Genomic DNA, 18,123 nt, shown 5'->3' on the forward strand with positions numbered 1-18,123 from the left:
CACGTCCATGTTAGAGGGTACGTTTCCGTACCCTTATATAAACATAAAACAAATTCAATGGTTCAAACAATTGCCACCCTGATAGATGAGACGCTCATGGTAATGGGCACCCATCTTCACGTGCGGATGACAGACGAAGAAAAGGCGTATCTTGATGCTCATTTCGAGCTTATCCATATCAAGAAGGGAGAACACCTCGTCACTAGGGGCGAGGAAGTATGCTACCTCTATTATCTGGAATCCGGCATCGTCCGGTTATGGTTTCCGGACAAAGAGAATAGAGAGATTTCAGCACGGTTTATCCAAGCCAAAGAGTTCATCAATTTTTTCCTTTCACATGAAGAACACCATGCCCACTACAATATCAAGGCATTGGAGCCATGCAAGATCTGGAGATTGCCCAAAAAAGACCTTCATCAGCTATATGAGTTATCCATCAATTTCAACAAGCTGGCCAGAATACATTTGGTAAGATCCATCAACCGCAAAATAATAAGGGAAGAGGAGTTTTACACACTGGATGCCGAAGCGCGTTACAAAGCGCTTTTGGCCAATGAAAAATGGCTGTTACGTTCAATACCCTTAAAAGACATAGCAAGTTATATCGGCATCACGCCACAAGCATTGAGCAACATCCGAAAGCGCATATAAACCAAACCCTATAAGCCGGGCAGGACAGTTTTACACAACTAATCCTATCCGGCTTTTTTCTGTAGAATTATTCCACACCTGCCGGTTTACGGCACATGTATTTTTAATGCACATTAAATAAACACGGAAGGCCCTTTAAAAACCCTTCATAAAATTTGTCCTCCCGTATATAATCTATATGTTTGGAGCGAAAACAACGCGATAAGCACCTTGATTCGGTTCTGCCGACAGGAATCCGCGTAAATTGGAAACACCGTATGAGACAAATAGAAAAATATATAACATTAATAACCTAAAGAGTAATTCCCATGGAACACATCAGACTGACTGCTATCAGCCTTAGCCTGCTGTTATGCACCGTAAGCGCTTTTGCGCAACGCCATTATGAGAACATCCCGGCACTTGAATTGAACTACGGCACTAACCTGTTCGGCAATGCAGGCAACTATTACAACCTGTCCTTTTCCAGATACATCAACCGGACAAGCTATTGGAAAGCCGGGCTCAGCTATTTTGAGAAGCCTTACGAATACACACCCAACCTACCGCAAGTCTCTACCTTGAACCCGGAAGAAACGATTCCCGAAACGATACATGATAAGGGTAAGGACTTTTATGTGGACGGCGGTTATTACAGAACCCTGGCCAGCAACCTGAAATCCGTTTACTGGGGCATCGGCCTGGGAGGATTCATCGGTACAGAATACGTCCGCCACCCCGATAAGGAATACGACTTCATCATCGGCCCGAAACTGGAAACGGAACTGGAAGTATTCATCCTGCCCCGAACGGCATTGCTTGCCCGCATACAACAACATTGGAATCCCCTATCCATTGACAAGTGGAACACTGTCTGGAACGTAGGAATAAAGATACTGCTCTACTAACCGACAAATCATATCACCATGCTTATTATCATATTGTTAGCCGATACAAATGTATCCGGCCTGATCTCCTTATACCGTGAAATAGGCGCCATGCTGATAGGGGTAGGCTTTCTATGTGCCGGACTAGCGGTACTTAAAAAGCTGATAAGCAACCACGAGCGCACCAAAGAGGCCATCATCACCTATATCACGGCATTGGTCACTTGGCTCATTATCTGGCAACTCTTATGAACGTAGTGGATTTGATACTGGTTGCCATACTCGCCTGTGTCACGCTTCACTTTTACTTCCGGAAAAAGAAGAAAGCCCTTTCTTCTTTTTCCGGAAAGGAGAAAGAGAAGCCGATAAGGGAGGCGGTGCGCAAGGAAGGGCAGGAGAGAGCCTGTCCGGTCATCTGCGTGGTATTTCAGCCTGAGCTGGAAGAAGAGGAATTGGCTGCCGAAATAGCCGATATGTACCTGCATGGAAGAGCCTACTACTACTCAGGCAAACCACTGCCGGAACAGCCGAAAGAAGAGCCCATATCCATCAAGTATAAGGATGTGCAATGGGATAGACTGAAAACGATTCATGTTTAATTAAAAAATAGGAACAAAATGAAAGCAATCGAAAATGTAAGAGAAAAAGCGAACCAAGTCATTAACCGCTATGGAAAGGTTATCTTCACCTTTCTCATATTCTTCACGCTGTTGGGAACGGCACAAGTGGCGGAGGCACAAAGCGGCCTGAAGATCAACAGCCTATCCGAAGTGACAGACAAAGCCAAAGAGGGTGCGGACACCATTCTGGACGTAGCCAAATACATTTTGGCAGCGGTACTCGGCATCGCTCTGGTCTTTGTCATCTATTCGCTTGCCACGAACAATCCCCATGCCAAGGAATACCTGCTCGGCTGGATCATCGCCGTGGTAGTCATCATGGTGGCCTTCCTGATTATCTAAAAACGAAGAGCCATGAGAACCATGCGTAAAATCAACAAGCCGATCAAGTTCTTCGGTCTGTCATCGGGACAGTTCGCCATTTTCATGCTGCTGACGGCCATCATCATCATCGTGAGCATATTCAAGCAGCTGCACCCGATACTCATCATCGGAATCATTTCCGCCATTCTGTTTCTATCCGGTCTGCTGTTCCAAACCTTGAAAAAGGAACACAAGGCCGGTAACCCGGACTACCTGACCGGCCTCCGGATCAAGAACGCCACCCCCCGGCAGATAACGGACAAACGGCAGATTTTCAAATTCATCCTAAAACAGCAACCATGATAGGAATCATCATACTCATATCACTGCTAATCTGTGCGCTGAGCCTGCTGATTGCTCTGCTGTATATCCGGCAGACAGAGATAGAGGTGAAGGACAAATCCGTGGATCTGGAAAGTGTCTTGCCTATCCAGACCATCACGGAGAACGCCGTCATCAACGGGAACGGTGACATCACCGTCGGCTACCGGCTGCTTCTGCCCGAAGTGTTCACCTTGTCGGAAAGCGAGGCGCAATACATCCATGAGCGGTTGGAGGCTCTTTTGAAGATGCTTCCGGCAGGCACGGTCATCCATCAGCAGAATTTCTACTATACGGGGCGATACCATCATGCAGAATACTCTTCCAATGCCCTGATAGCGGAGAACAACCGTCATTTCAACGGCAAGGAGATACTGAACAGCTACACCAACCTGTATGTGACGTTCACGAACGGCAGCCGAAACGGTAAGATACGCAAAAGCGCATCGGGCACCTCGCTGATGCGAAAGCTGCACTACCCGTTCAAGCAACCTTATAAAGAATATCAGCAACGGCTGACAGAAATGGAAGCCTTTCTGATGAACTTTGAGAACGGCTTGTCGTCCATCCAGCAGTTTGAGATACGCAAGATGGATGATACGGAACTGAACAACGCCATCTACGACTACGTCAACCTCTCTTACGAGACACCGGAAAACGATGCCACGCAGAAGAGCGTCAACCCTATGGCCGTCAGTGAAAGCGGAAGCATGAAAATAGGGCAGCAGCACGTTTCCATCCTTTCGCTGACCAATGAAGGCGAGCATCTTCAGGAACTGGCCGTGCCGCACACCGGCAAGTCGAAGGCATACGGGGGAAACATAGAGATACCGGACAGCATACGGAGCAAATGCTCGATGCTGTACCCCGTAGGACTTGGCCTGCCGTTCAACCACATCGTAAACATCGTGATAGAGATAACCGATCCCGATGCCACCGTAACGGCCATCGGTGCGGAGAAAGACGCGCTGAACTACATCACCAACTTTTATCCGCCCGCAGCGGAGAAGCAACGCGAGCAGGCAGCCTTCTGCGATGAGATTACCCAGTTCGACTACCAGACCGCCTATACCGCTTTCAATGTCGTGCTGAACGATACAGACCGTACCTCGCTCATGCAGAAAACCGCACTGGTACAGCAAGGCTTCAGCTTTATGAACCAAAGTTCGTGTTATGTGGAGAACGCCGAGCTGTGCAACCTGTTCTTCTGCAACATACCCGGCAATGCCAGGGCCAATTACCGGGGCTTCGTCAACACGACCAAGCAGGCCATCTGTTATCTGCAAAAAGAGGGGATGTACCTTTCGGACGAGAAAGGACATATCTACCATGACCGTTTCGGTACTCCAGCCAAGATAAACCTCTGGGATTATCCGGCGCTGAACAACAAGAACCGCATCGTTATCGGCCCGTCCGGTTCCGGTAAATCTTTCTGGCTGAACAATTACATCCTGCAAAGCTATGAGCTGGGCCGGGATGTGATGATCATCGACATCGGCGGCTCTTACCGCTCGACGATAGCCTTGAACCGGGGCAAATACTTCGACTCTACCGAGCAGAAGAAATTTGCGTTCAACCCCTTCTTGTGTGACCGTGATAAGAACGGCAAATACCTGTACATCGACACCACGGATGCCGAGTCTGCCGATGACCAGATAAAGACCATCGTCGCCATTATCAGCTACATTTGGAAGGTACGTGAACCCATGCTGCCTGCCGAGAACGCCATTCTCAGGAAATCCGTCATCGGATTTTACGACTATGTGAACAACTCTTCAATAGGAGAGAAGCATGAGCGTATCTTCCCGACGCTGATAACTTACCGGGCTTATCTGAAGGAAGTGTTCAGCAAACGGATGACTGAGTTTGAGAAACAGAAATTCGAGATAGAGGAACTGTTACTTTTGCTGGAACCCTATACGGACGGAGAGCTGTCATTCCTGCTGAACGCCACCGAGAACGTGGATATCGTGCATGACCGGCTGATAGCCTTCGATATGGAAGATGCCTCTAAGAAAGAGTACTTTCCACTCGTTGCCATCATCACCCTGCAAATGATCGTGGATAAAATCAAGAAACGCCAGGGATTTGCCAAAGAACTGATCATCGACGAAGCGCTCGACTTCCTGCAAGACGAGAAATTCGGAGACTTCATCGCCTACCTGTACCGTACCTTCCGTAAAAAGGAAGGAAGCATCACGCTGGCTGCACAGAACATCCTGTTTTTGAAAAACATGCCGTCCAGTATCAAGGACTCCATCATCATCAACTGCGCGACCAAGATTATCCTCGACCATTCGGAACACCGGCAGAACCTGCCGGAAGTGAAAGCCGTGCTTTCCATCACGGACGAAGAGGCCTATATGATTGAGTCGTTGCAACGCACGGAACGCTGGAGAGAGTTTTTCATCAAGATGTCGAACGATGCCTTCATCTTCCGCAATGAGGTGTCCGACTTCGCCGCCGTAGCCTTCGATTCGCGCCAAGCGACGGTAGTACGGCTGAAGCAGTTGTTCAACGAAAGCGGCTCGACCTATACGGCCATCAACCGCTATCTGGAGGAAAGGAGGAAAAAGTATGGATGACGCCACCCAAGGGCTGACCTCCCTTCTAAGCTGGTCAACCGACTTCAACGGCAGCGCATACAATCTTGCCGGAAGCATTGCCGCCGCACTTTTGGGCGTTGCGCTCATTTTCGTGGTATGGGCACTCGCCACGAAAAAGGAAAATGCCAAAAGCTATCTGATAGCCTGGCTGGTATGTGTCATATTCACCCTATTATTCATCATCAACAAATAACCGTCATGAAAAGAATCATTCTCATACTCGGACTTGCCGTCTCGATGGGGCTGACGGGAACCGGCAGCGTTCATGCCCAGTTTGTCGTGCATGATCCCGGACACACCCTGCTGAACTCAACGGAATGGATCGCCAATGTCAAGAAATGGGTCGCACAAATCAATGAAATGATAGACGCTCAGGAACTGAGGCTTGGCCTGCAAAAAATCGACCAGCTGAAGGAACTCAAGTCACTAAAAGAACTGGCCGATTTACTTGACGATGTAGCCTGCCTGAGCAGCGACTACAGTTTTTACCTGAATATAGGTTCAAATTACCACTGTTTGAAATTTCTTAATTTTCAGCGTGTAACCGTCAACCTGAGCCTGAGTACCGATTTGCTGTTCAAGGTAGCCACCGTGACCAGTTATTTCTCGATGAACTCGGAAGGACGCATGTCATTCATCGAGCAAGTGAAGGAATCGGTAGAGAAGGCAGCTGAAGAAATGCGAGAGTTTAACGAATCCGTGCGTTCCACGGTCATTTACAAATCCATGAAAGGGCATAACCGGAAGACCTACTATCAGGGACGGCTGGCCGCTTTCACACGACACACCAATTAAAGCGTTATGAATCAAGACAATTTTCTCTGGGGACTCCAGATCACGGACGGCCTGACCATGGAACTCGTTTCGCAAATGACGGTCATCGCCTTCGGTGTTGGTGTCATCTGCTTTATCTGCAACCTGGCATACAACTATCTCTATCACGGAGCCAGCCAGCTGTTAAGCCCGAATGAGGACAAATTTCCCGACATGATGGAAATCGCCCGTTGCCTGGTACTGTTCTTCTGCCTGAGCATGTACACCCCCATCGCCCAAACCATCGTAGGCACGATGGAAGTAATCAACGAAGCCACCTCGCTGACCTCCGAGCGTGCGCAGGAATTTGCCCAGTTCATGGCACAATCAGCCACCGAACAAGGAGAGATGATTGCCGAATACGACAAACACAGCCTCCAGTCGGAGGTAGCATCCGGAGAAGACAACACCGGCGCCATGCAGCACGAACTGGATAAAAAGATGGAAGAGGACGAAATGACCGGTGTACGCTCCAGCGTGGAGAAGATTGTGCAGCTGCTCAATCCCGCCAACCTCGCCACCCTTGTACTTCATGGCATTTCCGCCCTATTGGTAGGAATCATACAAGTAGTCATCTTGGGTATCGGCGTGGTCATTGTCAAGCTACTGGTCATTCTCGGCCCGTTTGTCTTTGCCGTAAGCATGCTGCCGGTCTTTCAGAAACAGTTGAGTATCTGGTTCGGTACGCTCTGCTCCGCCTGTATGGTATTCACCGTCATCAATATTCTGAACCAAATCATGTGGCAGACCTTCAAGGCCATCTATACGGAAAGTGCCGACATGGTGGACGCAGCTACGCAGCAGATACAATATTTAGGAATGGATCTCGCCTTAATCGGTGCTTATTGCAGCTGTTTCTGGCTATCCTCCAAAATCGTAGGACACAGCGATGCAGGGAAAATCATTTCGAAAACCGTGTCAATCGTCACCACGGCGGCCACCATCGCCCTGATGGGAGGCGCAGCGGCAGGCGGCAAGCTGACCAACGTAGGCGGTGCCGCCTCTATCGGGGCAAGTTTCATAAACGACAACAATAAAAAATAGAACTATGAATCTGATGAAATTCAAAGGAGCTGATGATGCGGTCAAGCTGACTATCCGGCTTTCAGCCGGGTACTGCATCATCCTGACTATCGCTTTTGCCAGCAGTATCATCTTCCTTATCAACAAAATAGAAAAAGCATACGGCCAGGCTCTCGTCATCGACAGGCAGGGAGAAGTCTATGAGGCAAGCAGCCTGTCTGCCAGCGATATGCGGCAATACGAATACATGAACCATGTAAAGACCTTCGTAACCCACTGGTATGCCTTTGACGAGAGCAGCTACGAGAAGAACATTTCGCTTGCGCTCAACCTCATAGGTAACAAGGGGAAGGAGTTGTTGAACGAGTACAACGATGTGAATATGCTGAACTCACTCATACAAAAGAATATCCGTTACGGGGTACGCATCAAGGATGTAGAGATTAACACCCAAACGATACCCGTTTCCGGAAAGATAATCTTCACGCAGACCGGGTACCGGGCACGGGGAAGCATCTCACGTAATATCGAAGCGGAGTTCACCATCTATGATATGCTGTCCCGCAGCGAGGAAAATGCGCACGGAGCCAAGATAGAAGATTGGATTGTCCGCTATTCCGAACCCGTGGAAAGCAACGGCGCCAACACATCGCAGGCAGCTTCTCCGGGCAAGAATGAAAACCAGTCAGAAACCTCTAAACCAACCGACCATGGAACCGAATAAACTTATCAAAGACAAGAACAAGCTGTTGATGGCCATCCCGGTAATCCTGGGCATCCTCTTCCTTTATGTATTCTTCATCCGTGAGGACGGGAACGTGCCGTCAGGGAGTGACAGACAGGCCGCCTCGCAAGCCTTTCTGGAACCACAGTCGGAAATGGCCGACAAGGTGAACGACAAGATGGAAGCCTATAAGCAGGACAAACTGGAAGAGCAGGAGAAGGCACGCATCCTGAAAGAGTCTCAGGTCAAAGGATCTGATTTTTACTTCGAGCTGCAAAACCAGCAGGAACGGTATGACCGTGCCACACTGGAGCGCATCCGCCGTATGCAGAACGATCCGTACAGCGAAGTCATGGCAGAATACGGAGGTGGCCGGAACGGACGCTTCTCTCATCAGCTGGAAAGCCAACTGGACGGACTGGAGGACGAGCAGGCACTCAACGAGATTATCCGGGAAGCCAAGAAGAACTCACGCATCCGCAAGGAACTGGAAGAATCCGACAAATACCGCAAGCGCATGTATGAACGGATTGTCAATTATGACCAAGAGGGAAAAACGGAGAAAGCCGCTGCCAACCCTTCCGGCCATCCATCCGCCGACAGCCTGATGCAAAAAGGCCCGATCTACCGTGCCGAAAACGGCAAGCGGGTACGCCGCCAACCGACCTCCACACCGGGAAACAGCAACCTCTTCAGGGCTTGCATCCACGGCGACCAGACCGTAGTCACGGGCAGTACGGTACGGATGCGGTTGCTTCAGGACGTAACCCTATCCGGCATGAAGATACCGGTCAACACGCTGTTTTACGGTATCGCCACTTTGGGAGCCAACCGCCTCGATGTGGTAGTCAGCAACCTGAAGGTAGGAGACAACCTCAATCCCGTATCGGTGGTTGTCTTCGACAATGATGCCATGGAAGGTTTGAACCTGCCCAATAACCTGAAAGCCAGTGCAGCCAAGCGTATGGAACAAGGTCTTGTACAGAACATTGACATGCCGCTCTCTTCCATCGGCACGATGGCCAGCGAAGTGACCAGCGTAGTCAACGCCACCACCCAGGTAGCCAAGCAAATCTTGAACATGAGCCTCTCACAAGTGAAGGTACATCTCAAGTCCAACTACGAAATGTATATCCAGGAAGAGAGTCAGGAATCGAAGTTGCGCAGGCAAGCCGTGCAAGCGGAGTTACAGAAGCTCTATGAGCAAATGGAACAAGAGAAAACGAACAAGAAAAATCATCCCCTTCAAACATTGATAGACAAATTATGATAGACATTCTCAATTACCTGCTTGCGCTGTCAGCGGTCTTTTTCGGCTATCGGATCTACGTATCACGCCGGAACGGACGAGCCTTTAAAGAAATCCGTCCGCTGACCGTTTCTTTCGGCATTACCCTGCTTCTTCTATGGGGCATTACCGTATTCACCGCCTTTTTTTCAAGAACCGTTTAACATATCGACAACATGAAGAAATATATTTATCTACTGTTTTACTGCCTTGTGTGCAGCCTGCCGCTCTTCGCTCAGGGAAACGGCACTCCCCGGCAACAAGCCATCAGCCAAAAAGACATCTTTATCTCTTTCGACTGTGTGAAACACCTGGTATTCCCTGTGCAAGTATCTGATATCGCCATCGGCGAACAGGAGCTTGTCATGGCCAGCCGGGTAGAAGAGGCGCCCCATATCGTCAGGCTCTCGGCGCAAGCGGAAGGATTCACCGAAGAGACCAACCTGACCGTAGTCTGCATCGACGGAAGCGTTTACACCTATCACATCCGCTACCTTCCCGAAGGCGGCACGGATTCGCACCCGAACATTTACGAGGACAACGGGAAATGGCAGCACCATGACTATCAGGCAGAAGTCAGCGACCTCCATCTGGCCGAGTTCTTCTTTCCGGAGGACATCGCTTACGGAACGCCCGGCAACGAGGTGTCCTTCACTCTGGCCGCCTACAACAACCAGTTGAAAGTATCAACCGCCAAAGATGCCGTGGCATATTCCAACCTGTTTGTGGTGGATAAGGCCATGAACACTTACCACATCACCATCAAACGGGGCAATACCTCCGTATTCACCTACAATTTTGATGACCAGCGCAAATATACCGCCCATGTGGATGTGAACAGCGAGGAAATGGAAAGATGCATCCAAGAGCTGCGCACCAAGAAGCGCAACATCTACAGCCTGGGGGTCATCGAGAACAAGTTTGAGTTGTCAATGGCCAATCTGTATGTGCATGAGGACTTCATGTTTTTCATCTTTGACCTGAAAAACAAATCATACATCGACTACGACATCGAGTTTGTCAAATGTTTCCAGCGTAACCAAAAGAAGAGCAAGAACGCCATCCAGCAAGAAACGACCATCGAACCTATCTATCAGAAAGATTTTGATACGAAAATCAAAGGCAAGAGCCGGAACCGGCTGATACTTGGTTTCGACAAATTCACGATACCCGATGATAAGGTATTCGAGATCGAGATTTACGAGCGAAACGGCGGGCGGCACATCAAGCTGGCCGTGTTGAACGAATACATCCTTTCCGCAGAACCCTTATACAAGCTACAGCCATGAAACTGAGAGAAGCATTAGACACCTATATGTTCGACAACGTGGGACAGTTCGGCGGCATCGCCGAATCACTGGGCTATCAGACCGAATACCGGAACGGATATTTCCGATTCCGCAAAGACGGGGAAGAGCAAAGCATGAGCGTAAGCGAAATCAGGGAAAAAGCCGGAGCAAAGTACGATGAAAGCCTTCGTGACCAATCAAAAGAACGTGTATCCGCCCTTTTTGACAAGGAACGTGCCAATGATCCTAAATATGTCGCCGAACTGGAGAAGGATGGCATCAGCATCAAGCGGTGGGAGAACCTGAAGGGACATGACAAGGACGGCTTTACCGTCATCGACCATCGCCTGAAGGTATGCTACACCGGACAGTCGCTCTATGAATACGCCTACAAGCAAGGGAACATCCTCGACGGGAAAGGCACCAAGCTGGAAAAGGGTGTCATGTCTGATTTGATGGAGATACACGGCAAACCGGGGAAGCTCCGTTTCAACGATGACGGAATCTCCGTATTCTACCGCAAAGAGGCGTTGGTTATCCCGGACAAGGTGCTGGGAAAGAAGTTGGGCAAGAAAGAGAAAGAACAGCTGCTTGCCGGTGACATCGTACCCATCACCGTAAATAAGAAGGACATCCTGCTGCAAGTTGACCGGGATCTGAACTCCGTCATCCTGCGCACCAACCAGGAAATCAAGATTCCCGACATCATCGGGCAGACCAGCGAATATGGCGGCTACAAGTTAACCAAAGCCGACAAATACCTGCTCGCCAACGGCCATGCACTGGAGAACAAGCTGCTGCACAGTCCGGAAGGCTACTTCATTGCCGACATCCAACTGACGGATGACAGGAAAGGAGTCATGATACAGAACATACAGAGTATCACTCCCGGCAAGGCACAAGAGCTGATCAAGGCCATGACCCCCAAACTGGAAGCCCATGCGGCCAACATAGAAGCTGCAAAAGAGCAAAAACACGAAGAGGGGCGCAATATGGAAGCCGAGTTTAAGGAAGCGGTGGGCAAACATGACTTTGAAAAAATCGGGAAGCTCAAAGAGGAAGGATATAAACCCAGTGAAGAGTTTATCAAAGGAATCGGTAAGGAACACGGTCTGGATGAAAGGCAAACCCATGAAGTCATCCAGCTGTTCGGCACCAAGCCGGAAGAACAGGGCGAACATGAAAGGCAGGCCGCACGTCTGTTGGATGCCGCACAGACCGACAACTTTCATGTCATCCAAGAGATACAGAAAGAAGGGTACCGGCTCGCCCAAGAAGACCTTACCCAGATGCGTGAAACGGGTGTGCAAGCCAACACGCTGATAGCCGTACAAAAGATTTTCGGGATGGAAGGCAGCACAAAGACACTGGGAGATGTCAAACTGGCCAGCACACCCAAACCCGACAACAGCAAGGAAATGGCCCGTCCGATAGCCAGCACCATCAACCGGGCTTTCAATGACTTATAACCTAAAAAATCAGGAATTATGGATTACGATGAATTAGTACAGAAAAACATTGCAGGAGAAATCAGTGACTTAGAGTTTCTACTTGCACAGGAAGAGCTTGCACAAGCCTATCAAGAAGAGATGGCTGCCAAGCAACAAGAGACAAACAACCAAACGGCCAGAGAATGGCTGCTTGATTACGAGAACAGAAATCTATACCAATAAATCATGGATACAGCAAGTGACAAAGCATTACAGCGTTTCGCCGAACTGATGATCGAAAAGATAAAGCAGGTGGAAGACAACTGGCAGAAGCCTTGGTTCGGGATAAAGGGTGGGGGACTTCCGCAAAATATCGAGGGAAGAACCTACAACGGAGTAAATTCCTTCATGTTGTTTCTACTTTCGGAAAAAGAGCAGTACAGCCTGCCGGTCTATATGACCTTCATGCAAGCCAAAGACAACGGCCTTAACATACTGAAAGGAGAAAAGTCATTCCCGGTCATTTACTGGAATTTCTCAGTAAGAGACAAGAACGGAAAGAAAATACCTTTCGACGTATATAAGAACCTGGATAAAAACGAGCAGCAGGAATATAAGGTCACGCCGTTTCTGAAGACATACAATGTGTTCAACGTACAGCAGACCAATCTTCAGGAAACGAAACCGGAGAAATGGGAAGCATTGAAGGAGCAATTCAAGATACCGGCCATCAAGGACGAGCAAGGGATGCTCACCGTGCCTCTGATTGATGCGATGGTACGGGAACAGCAATGGATCTGCCCCATTTATTCCAAGGAAGGAAATAGTGCTTACCATGCAAGGGGAGAAGATAACCATATCGTCGTACCCCTGAAGGGGCAGTTTAAGGACGGAGAGAATTTCTACTCCACACTACTTCATGAGATGGCGCACTCGACTGGGGAGCCTGAGCATCTGAACCGGGAAAAAGGTGTGATTTTCGGAGACAAGCAATATGCCAAAGAGGAACTGGTTGCCGAACTCACCTCCGCTACCGTCGGGCAAAGCCTGGGAATATCCACCTATATCCGGGAAGAGAATGCCATGTATCTAAAGAACTGGCTGGGAGCCTTGAAAGAAGATCCCAAATTCATCTATAACATCCTTGCCGATGTAGGCAAAGCCAGTAATATGATTCAGGAACACGCCTCACGGATGGAACAGTACCTCACACCGGAGGAACGGTTTACGCTGGCCGTCCTGCAAGACAACCGTCCGGTATTGGAGCAGATGAAGAATGAAGGTTTTATTCCTTCATCCCGACAATTGGAAAGCCTCGCCGCCAACCATCCCACGGCAAGCAACCTTGAAACACTATACGGCACTTTCGGCATTTCGCTGCCTGTCATGGAAGCGGAACCGGCCATGAAAAATACGAATGAGCCACAGCTCGGATTATAAACTTTTAAAAACCATCATTATGTTTACAGGACAAATTATCGGTTATGTCGGTGCGGATGCCCGGCAGAACAAGAACGGAAAAGGATTCAACTTCCATGTATCCACCAAGTACAAGAACGTGAACAACGAGGAACAGACCCTATGGGTATGCTGCTTCGTAAATTACGAGAGTAAGGTCTTTGAGTATCTGAAAAAAGGAACACAGGTATATGTCTGCGGCGATGTGTATGCCGATGTATTCCAGAAGGATGACGGTAGCCACATCCCATCCGTCAGCCTGACCGTTTCACGCATTGAGCTACTGGGAAAGGCTGAGAAAAAAGAGAACGGTGACGGAACGGCAACCGGACAACCCCAATAACTGCAACGGCCATGGAAAGAGAGAAGAAAGACCTGTCATTCATCCTGATCCTGCTATCCACGCTCATCGGGACAGCCGTAATGTTTCAGTGGGCTATCGTTACGGGATTATACGCTCCACTACGTAATCCGGCCATGTGGGAAAGGCTGATGGAAAAGGATGCCCTATTCCGGTTTCTCTACGTCATCCTGATCGGCGGTCTTGCTTTTCTCTTCCCGGTAGGCAAGGTGAAAGACGAAAACAAGAAATGGGTTTACACCAGTATGACATTGGTTTCGGCATCCATGCTGGTTATCGGATTCAGCCGGTTATCAGCGTGGTATAACCTATTTGTGTTTCCTACTGTGTTTGTGGCGTACACGTTGCTTGTCATCAAGACTCTGCCTTATTTCATCCGGCGCCATGCCCAATCCGATGACAGCATTTTCGGGTTAAGCCGGGAAGAATCAGCTTTCTACTTCCGCTTTGAGACCGCCTCCGGGCCGTTGGTCATCCATAAGCCGCAGCAGAATGTCTATATTGACGGCGGTCCGGGAAGCGGTAAATCGGAAAGCTGGATCAAGGGAATCATCTACCAGTGCGCCGAGCGCAACTATGCCGGATTCGTGTACGACTGGGAGGGTGATCCCACCAAGGACAAGTCACCCATCCTCTCACGTATCGCCTACGGAAGCATTGAATACTTCCGGGCTAAAGGAGTGGAGACACCCCGTTTCGCCTATATCAATTTCGTGGATATGTCACGCACGGTCAGGGTAAACGTACTCTCTCCGAAATATATGTCAAAGGGCAACGAATCGCTATTCATCCGTAACATCATCATCACGCTGATGAAAAATCTGGAAGCCAGTTGGAAAGAAAAAACAGACTTTTGGGCCAACAATGCCATTAACTACGTCTATTCAATCGCCTACAAATGTTTCAAGGAGAGAGAGTCAGGAATCTGTACGCTGCCCCATGTGATAGCCCTTGCCCTTTCAGACAGCAACCTGGTATTCCACTGGCTGTCGGAAGATCCTGAAATCGCATTGAACATGTCTTCAATGCTGACCGCCTGGAAGCTGGGCGCGCAGCAACAGACAGCCGGTGCCGTATCATCCGCACAGACTCCGTTAGTACTTCTGAATAACAAATATATCTTCTGGGTGTTGTCGCCACTTCCCGAAGAAGAGTTTTCATTGGATATTACCAACAAAGAACATCCAACCCTTCTATGTGTAGGGAATGCGCCGACCATCAAGGAAGCCGTTTCCCCTGCCATTTCCTGTATAGGCAGTGTCTTGATGTCACAGATGAACAATCCCGGCAAAGCAACCAGCGTATTCATGGTAGATGAGTTTCCGACCATCCTGCTACAAGGCATAGACACTTTCATAGGTACCGCCCGGAAACACAATGTCGCCACCATTCTCGCCGTGCAGGACTTCAACCAAGCGGTCAGGGATTATGGAGAAAAAAGTGCCAACATACTGAAAGCCTCCTGCGGAACGCAGGCTTACGGCATGACCGGAAACGAGAAGACCGCCAAGGACATCGAGAATTTGCTTGGGGAGAAGAAAGAGGCACAAGAATCTTACTCGCACCAAACCGGTGGCAGTAACAGTGTCACGGAGAGCCTGCAAAAGGAAAAGGTCTTAAAGGCAAGGGACATTGCCGGGCAAGCAGCCGGGCACTTCATCGGCAAGATTGCCGGAGGCAAGCCTCCATTCTTCAACGTGCAGATGGATATGTGCCGTTTTGAAGAGAAGGAGATACCCCGTTTTTCCTTACCGGTCAAACTAGGCAACGGCAAAGAAGAGATGGAACTGGAAATCTTGGAAGAGATTATCCAGCAGAACTACATCAAAATCATTGAGGATGTCAACGCTATCCTTAAAAAGATAGAGGATAAATTAAAAGAAAAGTCAGCAGTTCCGGCAGCCGGGACACATAAGACAGAACAAAAAATCATCCGATAACATTCAACAAAAGAATCCTACCATGAGAAAAATCCATTCATTATTAGTGGCAGCCTGCTTATTGGCGGCTTCATGCAACAGAGAGGAAATCCAACCGGAAACAGACAAAGCCGGTATGTATCACATCACCGTAGCCGTAACCGGCACCTCACCCAAAGGCAGTGTACATATATACAATCTTGACGGCGTGAAATTCAGGAACAAACGCACCGGCACCTCCGCATTTTCCGTAGATGAGACCTTCACCGATAAAGTGGAATACAGTACGGAAAAGCCGGTCAGCCAAATTACCGTGCAAGGCATCCTCTATTCCAAAGAGAACGCAACCATCACCCTGCAAGTAAAGAAAGACGGTGAAAGCGTGTTCAACCAGAGTAAACAGCTAGAGGCCGTTCCCAGTATAGACAACACGGTAGATTTGGTTTACAGTACCGTAAAATAAAATCAAAAAAACATATATTTTCTCTTTCGTATTTAGATGATATTTATTATCTTTATGAAAGATAATCTTTCTCATTTATAATCTAAACTCAGATAAAATGAGATTCAACTAATCCAGTCAATCGTATGAAAGTCGATTTCAATCAGATAAAAACAACCATTTCTCTGCCCGATTTCCTGCTGGAGCTGGGATGGAAAATCGTGGAAGGCTCTTCCAACTCTTGTCCCAAAATGAGCAACGGAACGCATACCATCGTCATCAAGCGGAACTCACAGAACCAATATACCTATTGGGACGTGCATAGCGACAGCGTGCGTGGCCGAAGCATCATGGATCTGATGCAGGAACATCTATTTGAAACAACCGGAAAAATGCCGACCTTGCGCGAGGTGGGAGAGATCCTTCAGAACTACATCAACACCAACCGCATCACGACACCCGAAAAAAGCCGGTATGAAGTCGGTAACACAAGCATGGGAACGGACGAACTGCATTTCTACCTACGCCAACTGCAAACTTACAAAGGAAACTATCTCTCAAAAAGAGGTATCTTGAAAGAAAGCATCGAAAGCCGGTTCTTCAAAGACACTTTCTTTATCCGTGAAGTAAAGAACAAAGGGAGTATTTACCAAAACGTGTGTATCAAGATGTACAATGAAAACGGTGTACAAGCCATTTCACAGCGGAATGAGGCGTTCAAGGGTATTCTCGGTGGCAAGTTCGACTGTCTGGCGACCAGCAACCATGACAAAAGCCGCCCGATAGACATTCTATACATCGGGGAGTCATTTATCGACTGTATCTCCCACTATCAGCTATGCCATTCCGGAAGCGACCTCAATCTCGTATATGTATCTACGGAAGGGACATTCACGGAAGGACAAATGAGGCTATTACGCCTGATTCTTGACAAAAACCAGGTAAAGGAGCTTCGGAGCATCTTTGACAACGACAAGCAAGGACACAAATACACCCTATGGCTGCATCGTTACTTTCATGGCGATACGACTGATGTCGAAAGCCTGAGCAACGATGAACTCCGCAACAAGGTACAGGAACTGAAGAACGTCGAACTTTCGGAAAACAAGGATTGGAACGATGATTTGAAAGTCTCGTGTGGCATCTATACCTCCACGGATGGCGGCCAGTAACCTCATAGATTTGCTCAATCACATAAATACAACAACCAATAAAATCAGGTCAATATGAATATCAAGCACTTATTTTTTTATATGCTGCTCATTGCCTTTTCCTCATGCAGCAAACCCGGCTATGAGAAAGCCATTGCAGAATGGATTCAGACAGATTCTCACGGTACCTGGACGGATTTAAAGTTCGAACTACTGGAAGTGCTGGAAACAGAAGATGTCACCGTATCGGACAGCCTGCGCTATCTGAACAACAAAAGCGCACAATTATCCGCTGTCATACAGAAAGCGGAAAGTCCCCGTGCCCTATTCAAACCGTCCTTTTCCGCCTATATGGAAGCCGAAAAAAGCCTGAAAGCAACGGATGCCATGAAAGCCAACTACCTGCACCGTGACAGTACGGAAGTTATCGGCAAGATATTAAAATGCAGGTATGCCATCATCCAGCCACACTCAGGGGTGCAGCAGAAAAAGACGGCTTCTTTCCTATTGTCCCCCGACATGGAAAAATGTATCGGAAAACTAAAGCCGGCAAGCAAATAATCCGAGCGTAACGATGTGTTGTAGCGACAACGTTTTTTGGGTTCTTTTTGGGGCGTATTCCCAAAAAGAACTCCCACACATTTAAATGTGTGGGCTATTCATTACACTACCATCCTTTCTTCTATGGAACACATGCATTGCCAATTTCTATATGTGTGCCTGTAATTCGTTCTAATTCACGTTTGTATCTTGTAATCCGTTTTTCGAGTAATACTTTCTCGTCTATACCTACTCTTT

The 18,123-nt window shown here is 48.4% G+C and carries 22 protein-coding genes; all 22 read left to right on the plus strand.

Going from position 1 to position 18,123, the window contains the following annotated elements; translation table 11 throughout:
* Window positions 1-57: 57 nt before the first annotated feature.
* The 22 genes from NBH07_RS20670 to NBH07_RS20775 all read left to right on the plus strand — a co-directional run bounded on the left by NBH07_RS20670 (window position 58) and on the right by NBH07_RS20775 (window position 17,886).
* Window positions 58-651: a Crp/Fnr family transcriptional regulator gene (locus tag NBH07_RS20670; RefSeq protein ID WP_007844590.1), complete on the plus strand. Its 594-nt coding sequence runs from the start codon at window positions 58-60 to the stop codon at window positions 649-651.
* 308 nt (window positions 652-959) lie between these two features.
* Window positions 960-1,538 carry a conjugal transfer protein TraO gene (locus NBH07_RS20675; RefSeq protein ID WP_008781154.1) on the plus strand — a complete coding sequence of 193 codons (579 nt, stop codon included), beginning with the start codon at window positions 960-962 and terminating at the stop codon, window positions 1,536-1,538.
* A gap of 18 nt (window positions 1,539-1,556) precedes the next feature.
* Window positions 1,557-1,769, plus strand: a complete 213-nt coding sequence (locus NBH07_RS20680; RefSeq protein ID WP_005868879.1) for a hypothetical protein — start codon at window positions 1,557-1,559, stop codon at window positions 1,767-1,769.
* Entirely contained in the window at window positions 1,766-2,116 is a 351-nt protein-coding gene (locus NBH07_RS20685; protein WP_008781153.1) for a hypothetical protein, read from the plus strand. Before NBH07_RS20680 ends, NBH07_RS20685 begins: the two co-directional genes overlap by 4 nt.
* Window positions 2,117-2,134: 18 nt before the next feature.
* Window positions 2,135-2,479 carry a hypothetical protein gene (locus tag NBH07_RS20690; protein WP_005868883.1) on the plus strand — a complete coding sequence of 115 codons (345 nt, stop codon included), beginning with the start codon at window positions 2,135-2,137 and terminating at the stop codon, window positions 2,477-2,479.
* A gap of 12 nt (window positions 2,480-2,491) precedes the next feature.
* Window positions 2,492-2,803, plus strand: a complete 312-nt coding sequence (locus NBH07_RS20695; protein ID WP_005868885.1) for a hypothetical protein — start codon at window positions 2,492-2,494, stop codon at window positions 2,801-2,803.
* Window positions 2,800-5,406 (plus strand): TraG family conjugative transposon ATPase, encoded by a 2,607-nt coding sequence (locus tag NBH07_RS20700; protein ID WP_008781152.1) that lies wholly within the window; start codon window positions 2,800-2,802, stop codon window positions 5,404-5,406. Before NBH07_RS20695 ends, NBH07_RS20700 begins: the two co-directional genes overlap by 4 nt.
* On the plus strand, window positions 5,399-5,620 hold the full coding sequence (locus NBH07_RS20705) for a hypothetical protein (protein WP_008781151.1): 222 nt from the start codon (window positions 5,399-5,401) through the stop codon (window positions 5,618-5,620). The genes NBH07_RS20700 and NBH07_RS20705 overlap by 8 nt, the downstream gene beginning before the upstream one ends.
* Window positions 5,621-5,625: 5 nt before the next feature.
* Window positions 5,626-6,222 carry a TrbJ/VirB5 family protein gene (locus NBH07_RS20710; RefSeq protein ID WP_008781150.1) on the plus strand — a complete coding sequence of 199 codons (597 nt, stop codon included), beginning with the start codon at window positions 5,626-5,628 and terminating at the stop codon, window positions 6,220-6,222.
* Window positions 6,223-6,228: 6 nt separating this feature from the next.
* Window positions 6,229-7,284 (plus strand): TraJ family protein, encoded by a 1,056-nt coding sequence (locus NBH07_RS20715; protein ID WP_122128855.1) that lies wholly within the window; start codon window positions 6,229-6,231, stop codon window positions 7,282-7,284.
* Window positions 7,285-7,288: 4 nt separating this feature from the next.
* Entirely contained in the window at window positions 7,289-7,987 is a 699-nt protein-coding gene (locus tag NBH07_RS20720; protein ID WP_008771423.1) for a hypothetical protein, read from the plus strand.
* The gene (gene traM / locus NBH07_RS20725; RefSeq protein WP_122128853.1) at window positions 7,974-9,257 is read left to right on the plus strand and encodes a conjugative transposon protein TraM; all 1,284 of its coding nucleotides are present in this window, start codon (window positions 7,974-7,976) and stop codon (window positions 9,255-9,257) included. The genes NBH07_RS20720 and traM overlap by 14 nt, the downstream gene beginning before the upstream one ends.
* On the plus strand, window positions 9,254-9,439 hold the full coding sequence (locus NBH07_RS20730; protein WP_007564699.1) for a hypothetical protein: 186 nt from the start codon (window positions 9,254-9,256) through the stop codon (window positions 9,437-9,439). The genes traM and NBH07_RS20730 overlap by 4 nt, the downstream gene beginning before the upstream one ends.
* A 12-nt stretch (window positions 9,440-9,451) precedes the next feature.
* On the plus strand, window positions 9,452-10,564 hold the full coding sequence (locus NBH07_RS20735; protein ID WP_122128851.1) for a DUF4138 domain-containing protein: 1,113 nt from the start codon (window positions 9,452-9,454) through the stop codon (window positions 10,562-10,564).
* Entirely contained in the window at window positions 10,561-12,033 is a 1,473-nt protein-coding gene (locus NBH07_RS20740) for a DUF3945 domain-containing protein (protein WP_122128849.1), read from the plus strand. Before NBH07_RS20735 ends, NBH07_RS20740 begins: the two co-directional genes overlap by 4 nt.
* Window positions 12,034-12,051: 18 nt before the next feature.
* Complete coding sequence (locus NBH07_RS20745; protein WP_005868897.1) at window positions 12,052-12,237, plus strand: hypothetical protein; 186 nt, start codon at window positions 12,052-12,054, stop codon at window positions 12,235-12,237.
* Window positions 12,238-12,240: 3 nt separating this feature from the next.
* Window positions 12,241-13,434, plus strand: coding sequence for an ArdC family protein (locus NBH07_RS20750; protein WP_122128847.1), 1,194 nt, complete (start codon window positions 12,241-12,243; stop codon window positions 13,432-13,434).
* Window positions 13,412-13,795 carry a single-stranded DNA-binding protein gene (locus NBH07_RS20755; RefSeq protein WP_008771429.1) on the plus strand — a complete coding sequence of 128 codons (384 nt, stop codon included), beginning with the start codon at window positions 13,412-13,414 and terminating at the stop codon, window positions 13,793-13,795. Before NBH07_RS20750 ends, NBH07_RS20755 begins: the two co-directional genes overlap by 23 nt.
* 11 nt (window positions 13,796-13,806) lie before the next feature.
* Window positions 13,807-15,753 (plus strand): type IV secretory system conjugative DNA transfer family protein, encoded by a 1,947-nt coding sequence (locus tag NBH07_RS20760; RefSeq protein WP_122128845.1) that lies wholly within the window; start codon window positions 13,807-13,809, stop codon window positions 15,751-15,753.
* Between the two features lie 22 nt (window positions 15,754-15,775).
* Entirely contained in the window at window positions 15,776-16,195 is a 420-nt protein-coding gene (locus tag NBH07_RS20765; RefSeq protein WP_008781143.1) for a hypothetical protein, read from the plus strand.
* 125 nt (window positions 16,196-16,320) lie between these two features.
* Window positions 16,321-17,346 (plus strand): toprim domain-containing protein, encoded by a 1,026-nt coding sequence (locus tag NBH07_RS20770; protein ID WP_122128844.1) that lies wholly within the window; start codon window positions 16,321-16,323, stop codon window positions 17,344-17,346.
* Between the two features lie 54 nt (window positions 17,347-17,400).
* Window positions 17,401-17,886: a hypothetical protein gene (locus NBH07_RS20775; RefSeq protein WP_007844621.1), complete on the plus strand. Its 486-nt coding sequence runs from the start codon at window positions 17,401-17,403 to the stop codon at window positions 17,884-17,886.
* Window positions 17,887-18,123 lie beyond the last annotated feature (237 nt).

It is taken from the genome of Parabacteroides sp. B2-S-102 (assembly GCF_023656665.1).
Taxonomy (GTDB): domain Bacteria; phylum Bacteroidota; class Bacteroidia; order Bacteroidales; family Tannerellaceae; genus Parabacteroides; species Parabacteroides distasonis.

Coding starts and splice junctions, on each gene's coding strand:
- NBH07_RS20670 (WP_007844590.1), top strand. CDS start 58: ATGGTTCAAACAATTGCCACCCTGATAGATGAGACGCTCATGGTAATG.
- NBH07_RS20675 (WP_008781154.1), top strand. CDS start 960: ATGGAACACATCAGACTGACTGCTATCAGCCTTAGCCTGCTGTTATGC.
- NBH07_RS20680 (WP_005868879.1), top strand. CDS start 1,557: ATGCTTATTATCATATTGTTAGCCGATACAAATGTATCCGGCCTGATC.
- NBH07_RS20685 (WP_008781153.1), top strand. CDS start 1,766: ATGAACGTAGTGGATTTGATACTGGTTGCCATACTCGCCTGTGTCACG.
- NBH07_RS20690 (WP_005868883.1), top strand. CDS start 2,135: ATGAAAGCAATCGAAAATGTAAGAGAAAAAGCGAACCAAGTCATTAAC.
- NBH07_RS20695 (WP_005868885.1), top strand. CDS start 2,492: ATGAGAACCATGCGTAAAATCAACAAGCCGATCAAGTTCTTCGGTCTG.
- NBH07_RS20700 (WP_008781152.1), top strand. CDS start 2,800: ATGATAGGAATCATCATACTCATATCACTGCTAATCTGTGCGCTGAGC.
- NBH07_RS20705 (WP_008781151.1), top strand. CDS start 5,399: ATGGATGACGCCACCCAAGGGCTGACCTCCCTTCTAAGCTGGTCAACC.
- NBH07_RS20710 (WP_008781150.1), top strand. CDS start 5,626: ATGAAAAGAATCATTCTCATACTCGGACTTGCCGTCTCGATGGGGCTG.
- NBH07_RS20715 (WP_122128855.1), top strand. CDS start 6,229: ATGAATCAAGACAATTTTCTCTGGGGACTCCAGATCACGGACGGCCTG.
- NBH07_RS20720 (WP_008771423.1), top strand. CDS start 7,289: ATGAATCTGATGAAATTCAAAGGAGCTGATGATGCGGTCAAGCTGACT.
- traM (WP_122128853.1), top strand. CDS start 7,974: ATGGAACCGAATAAACTTATCAAAGACAAGAACAAGCTGTTGATGGCC.
- NBH07_RS20730 (WP_007564699.1), top strand. CDS start 9,254: ATGATAGACATTCTCAATTACCTGCTTGCGCTGTCAGCGGTCTTTTTC.
- NBH07_RS20735 (WP_122128851.1), top strand. CDS start 9,452: ATGAAGAAATATATTTATCTACTGTTTTACTGCCTTGTGTGCAGCCTG.
- NBH07_RS20740 (WP_122128849.1), top strand. CDS start 10,561: ATGAAACTGAGAGAAGCATTAGACACCTATATGTTCGACAACGTGGGA.
- NBH07_RS20745 (WP_005868897.1), top strand. CDS start 12,052: ATGGATTACGATGAATTAGTACAGAAAAACATTGCAGGAGAAATCAGT.
- NBH07_RS20750 (WP_122128847.1), top strand. CDS start 12,241: ATGGATACAGCAAGTGACAAAGCATTACAGCGTTTCGCCGAACTGATG.
- NBH07_RS20755 (WP_008771429.1), top strand. CDS start 13,412: ATGAGCCACAGCTCGGATTATAAACTTTTAAAAACCATCATTATGTTT.
- NBH07_RS20760 (WP_122128845.1), top strand. CDS start 13,807: ATGGAAAGAGAGAAGAAAGACCTGTCATTCATCCTGATCCTGCTATCC.
- NBH07_RS20765 (WP_008781143.1), top strand. CDS start 15,776: ATGAGAAAAATCCATTCATTATTAGTGGCAGCCTGCTTATTGGCGGCT.
- NBH07_RS20770 (WP_122128844.1), top strand. CDS start 16,321: ATGAAAGTCGATTTCAATCAGATAAAAACAACCATTTCTCTGCCCGAT.
- NBH07_RS20775 (WP_007844621.1), top strand. CDS start 17,401: ATGAATATCAAGCACTTATTTTTTTATATGCTGCTCATTGCCTTTTCC.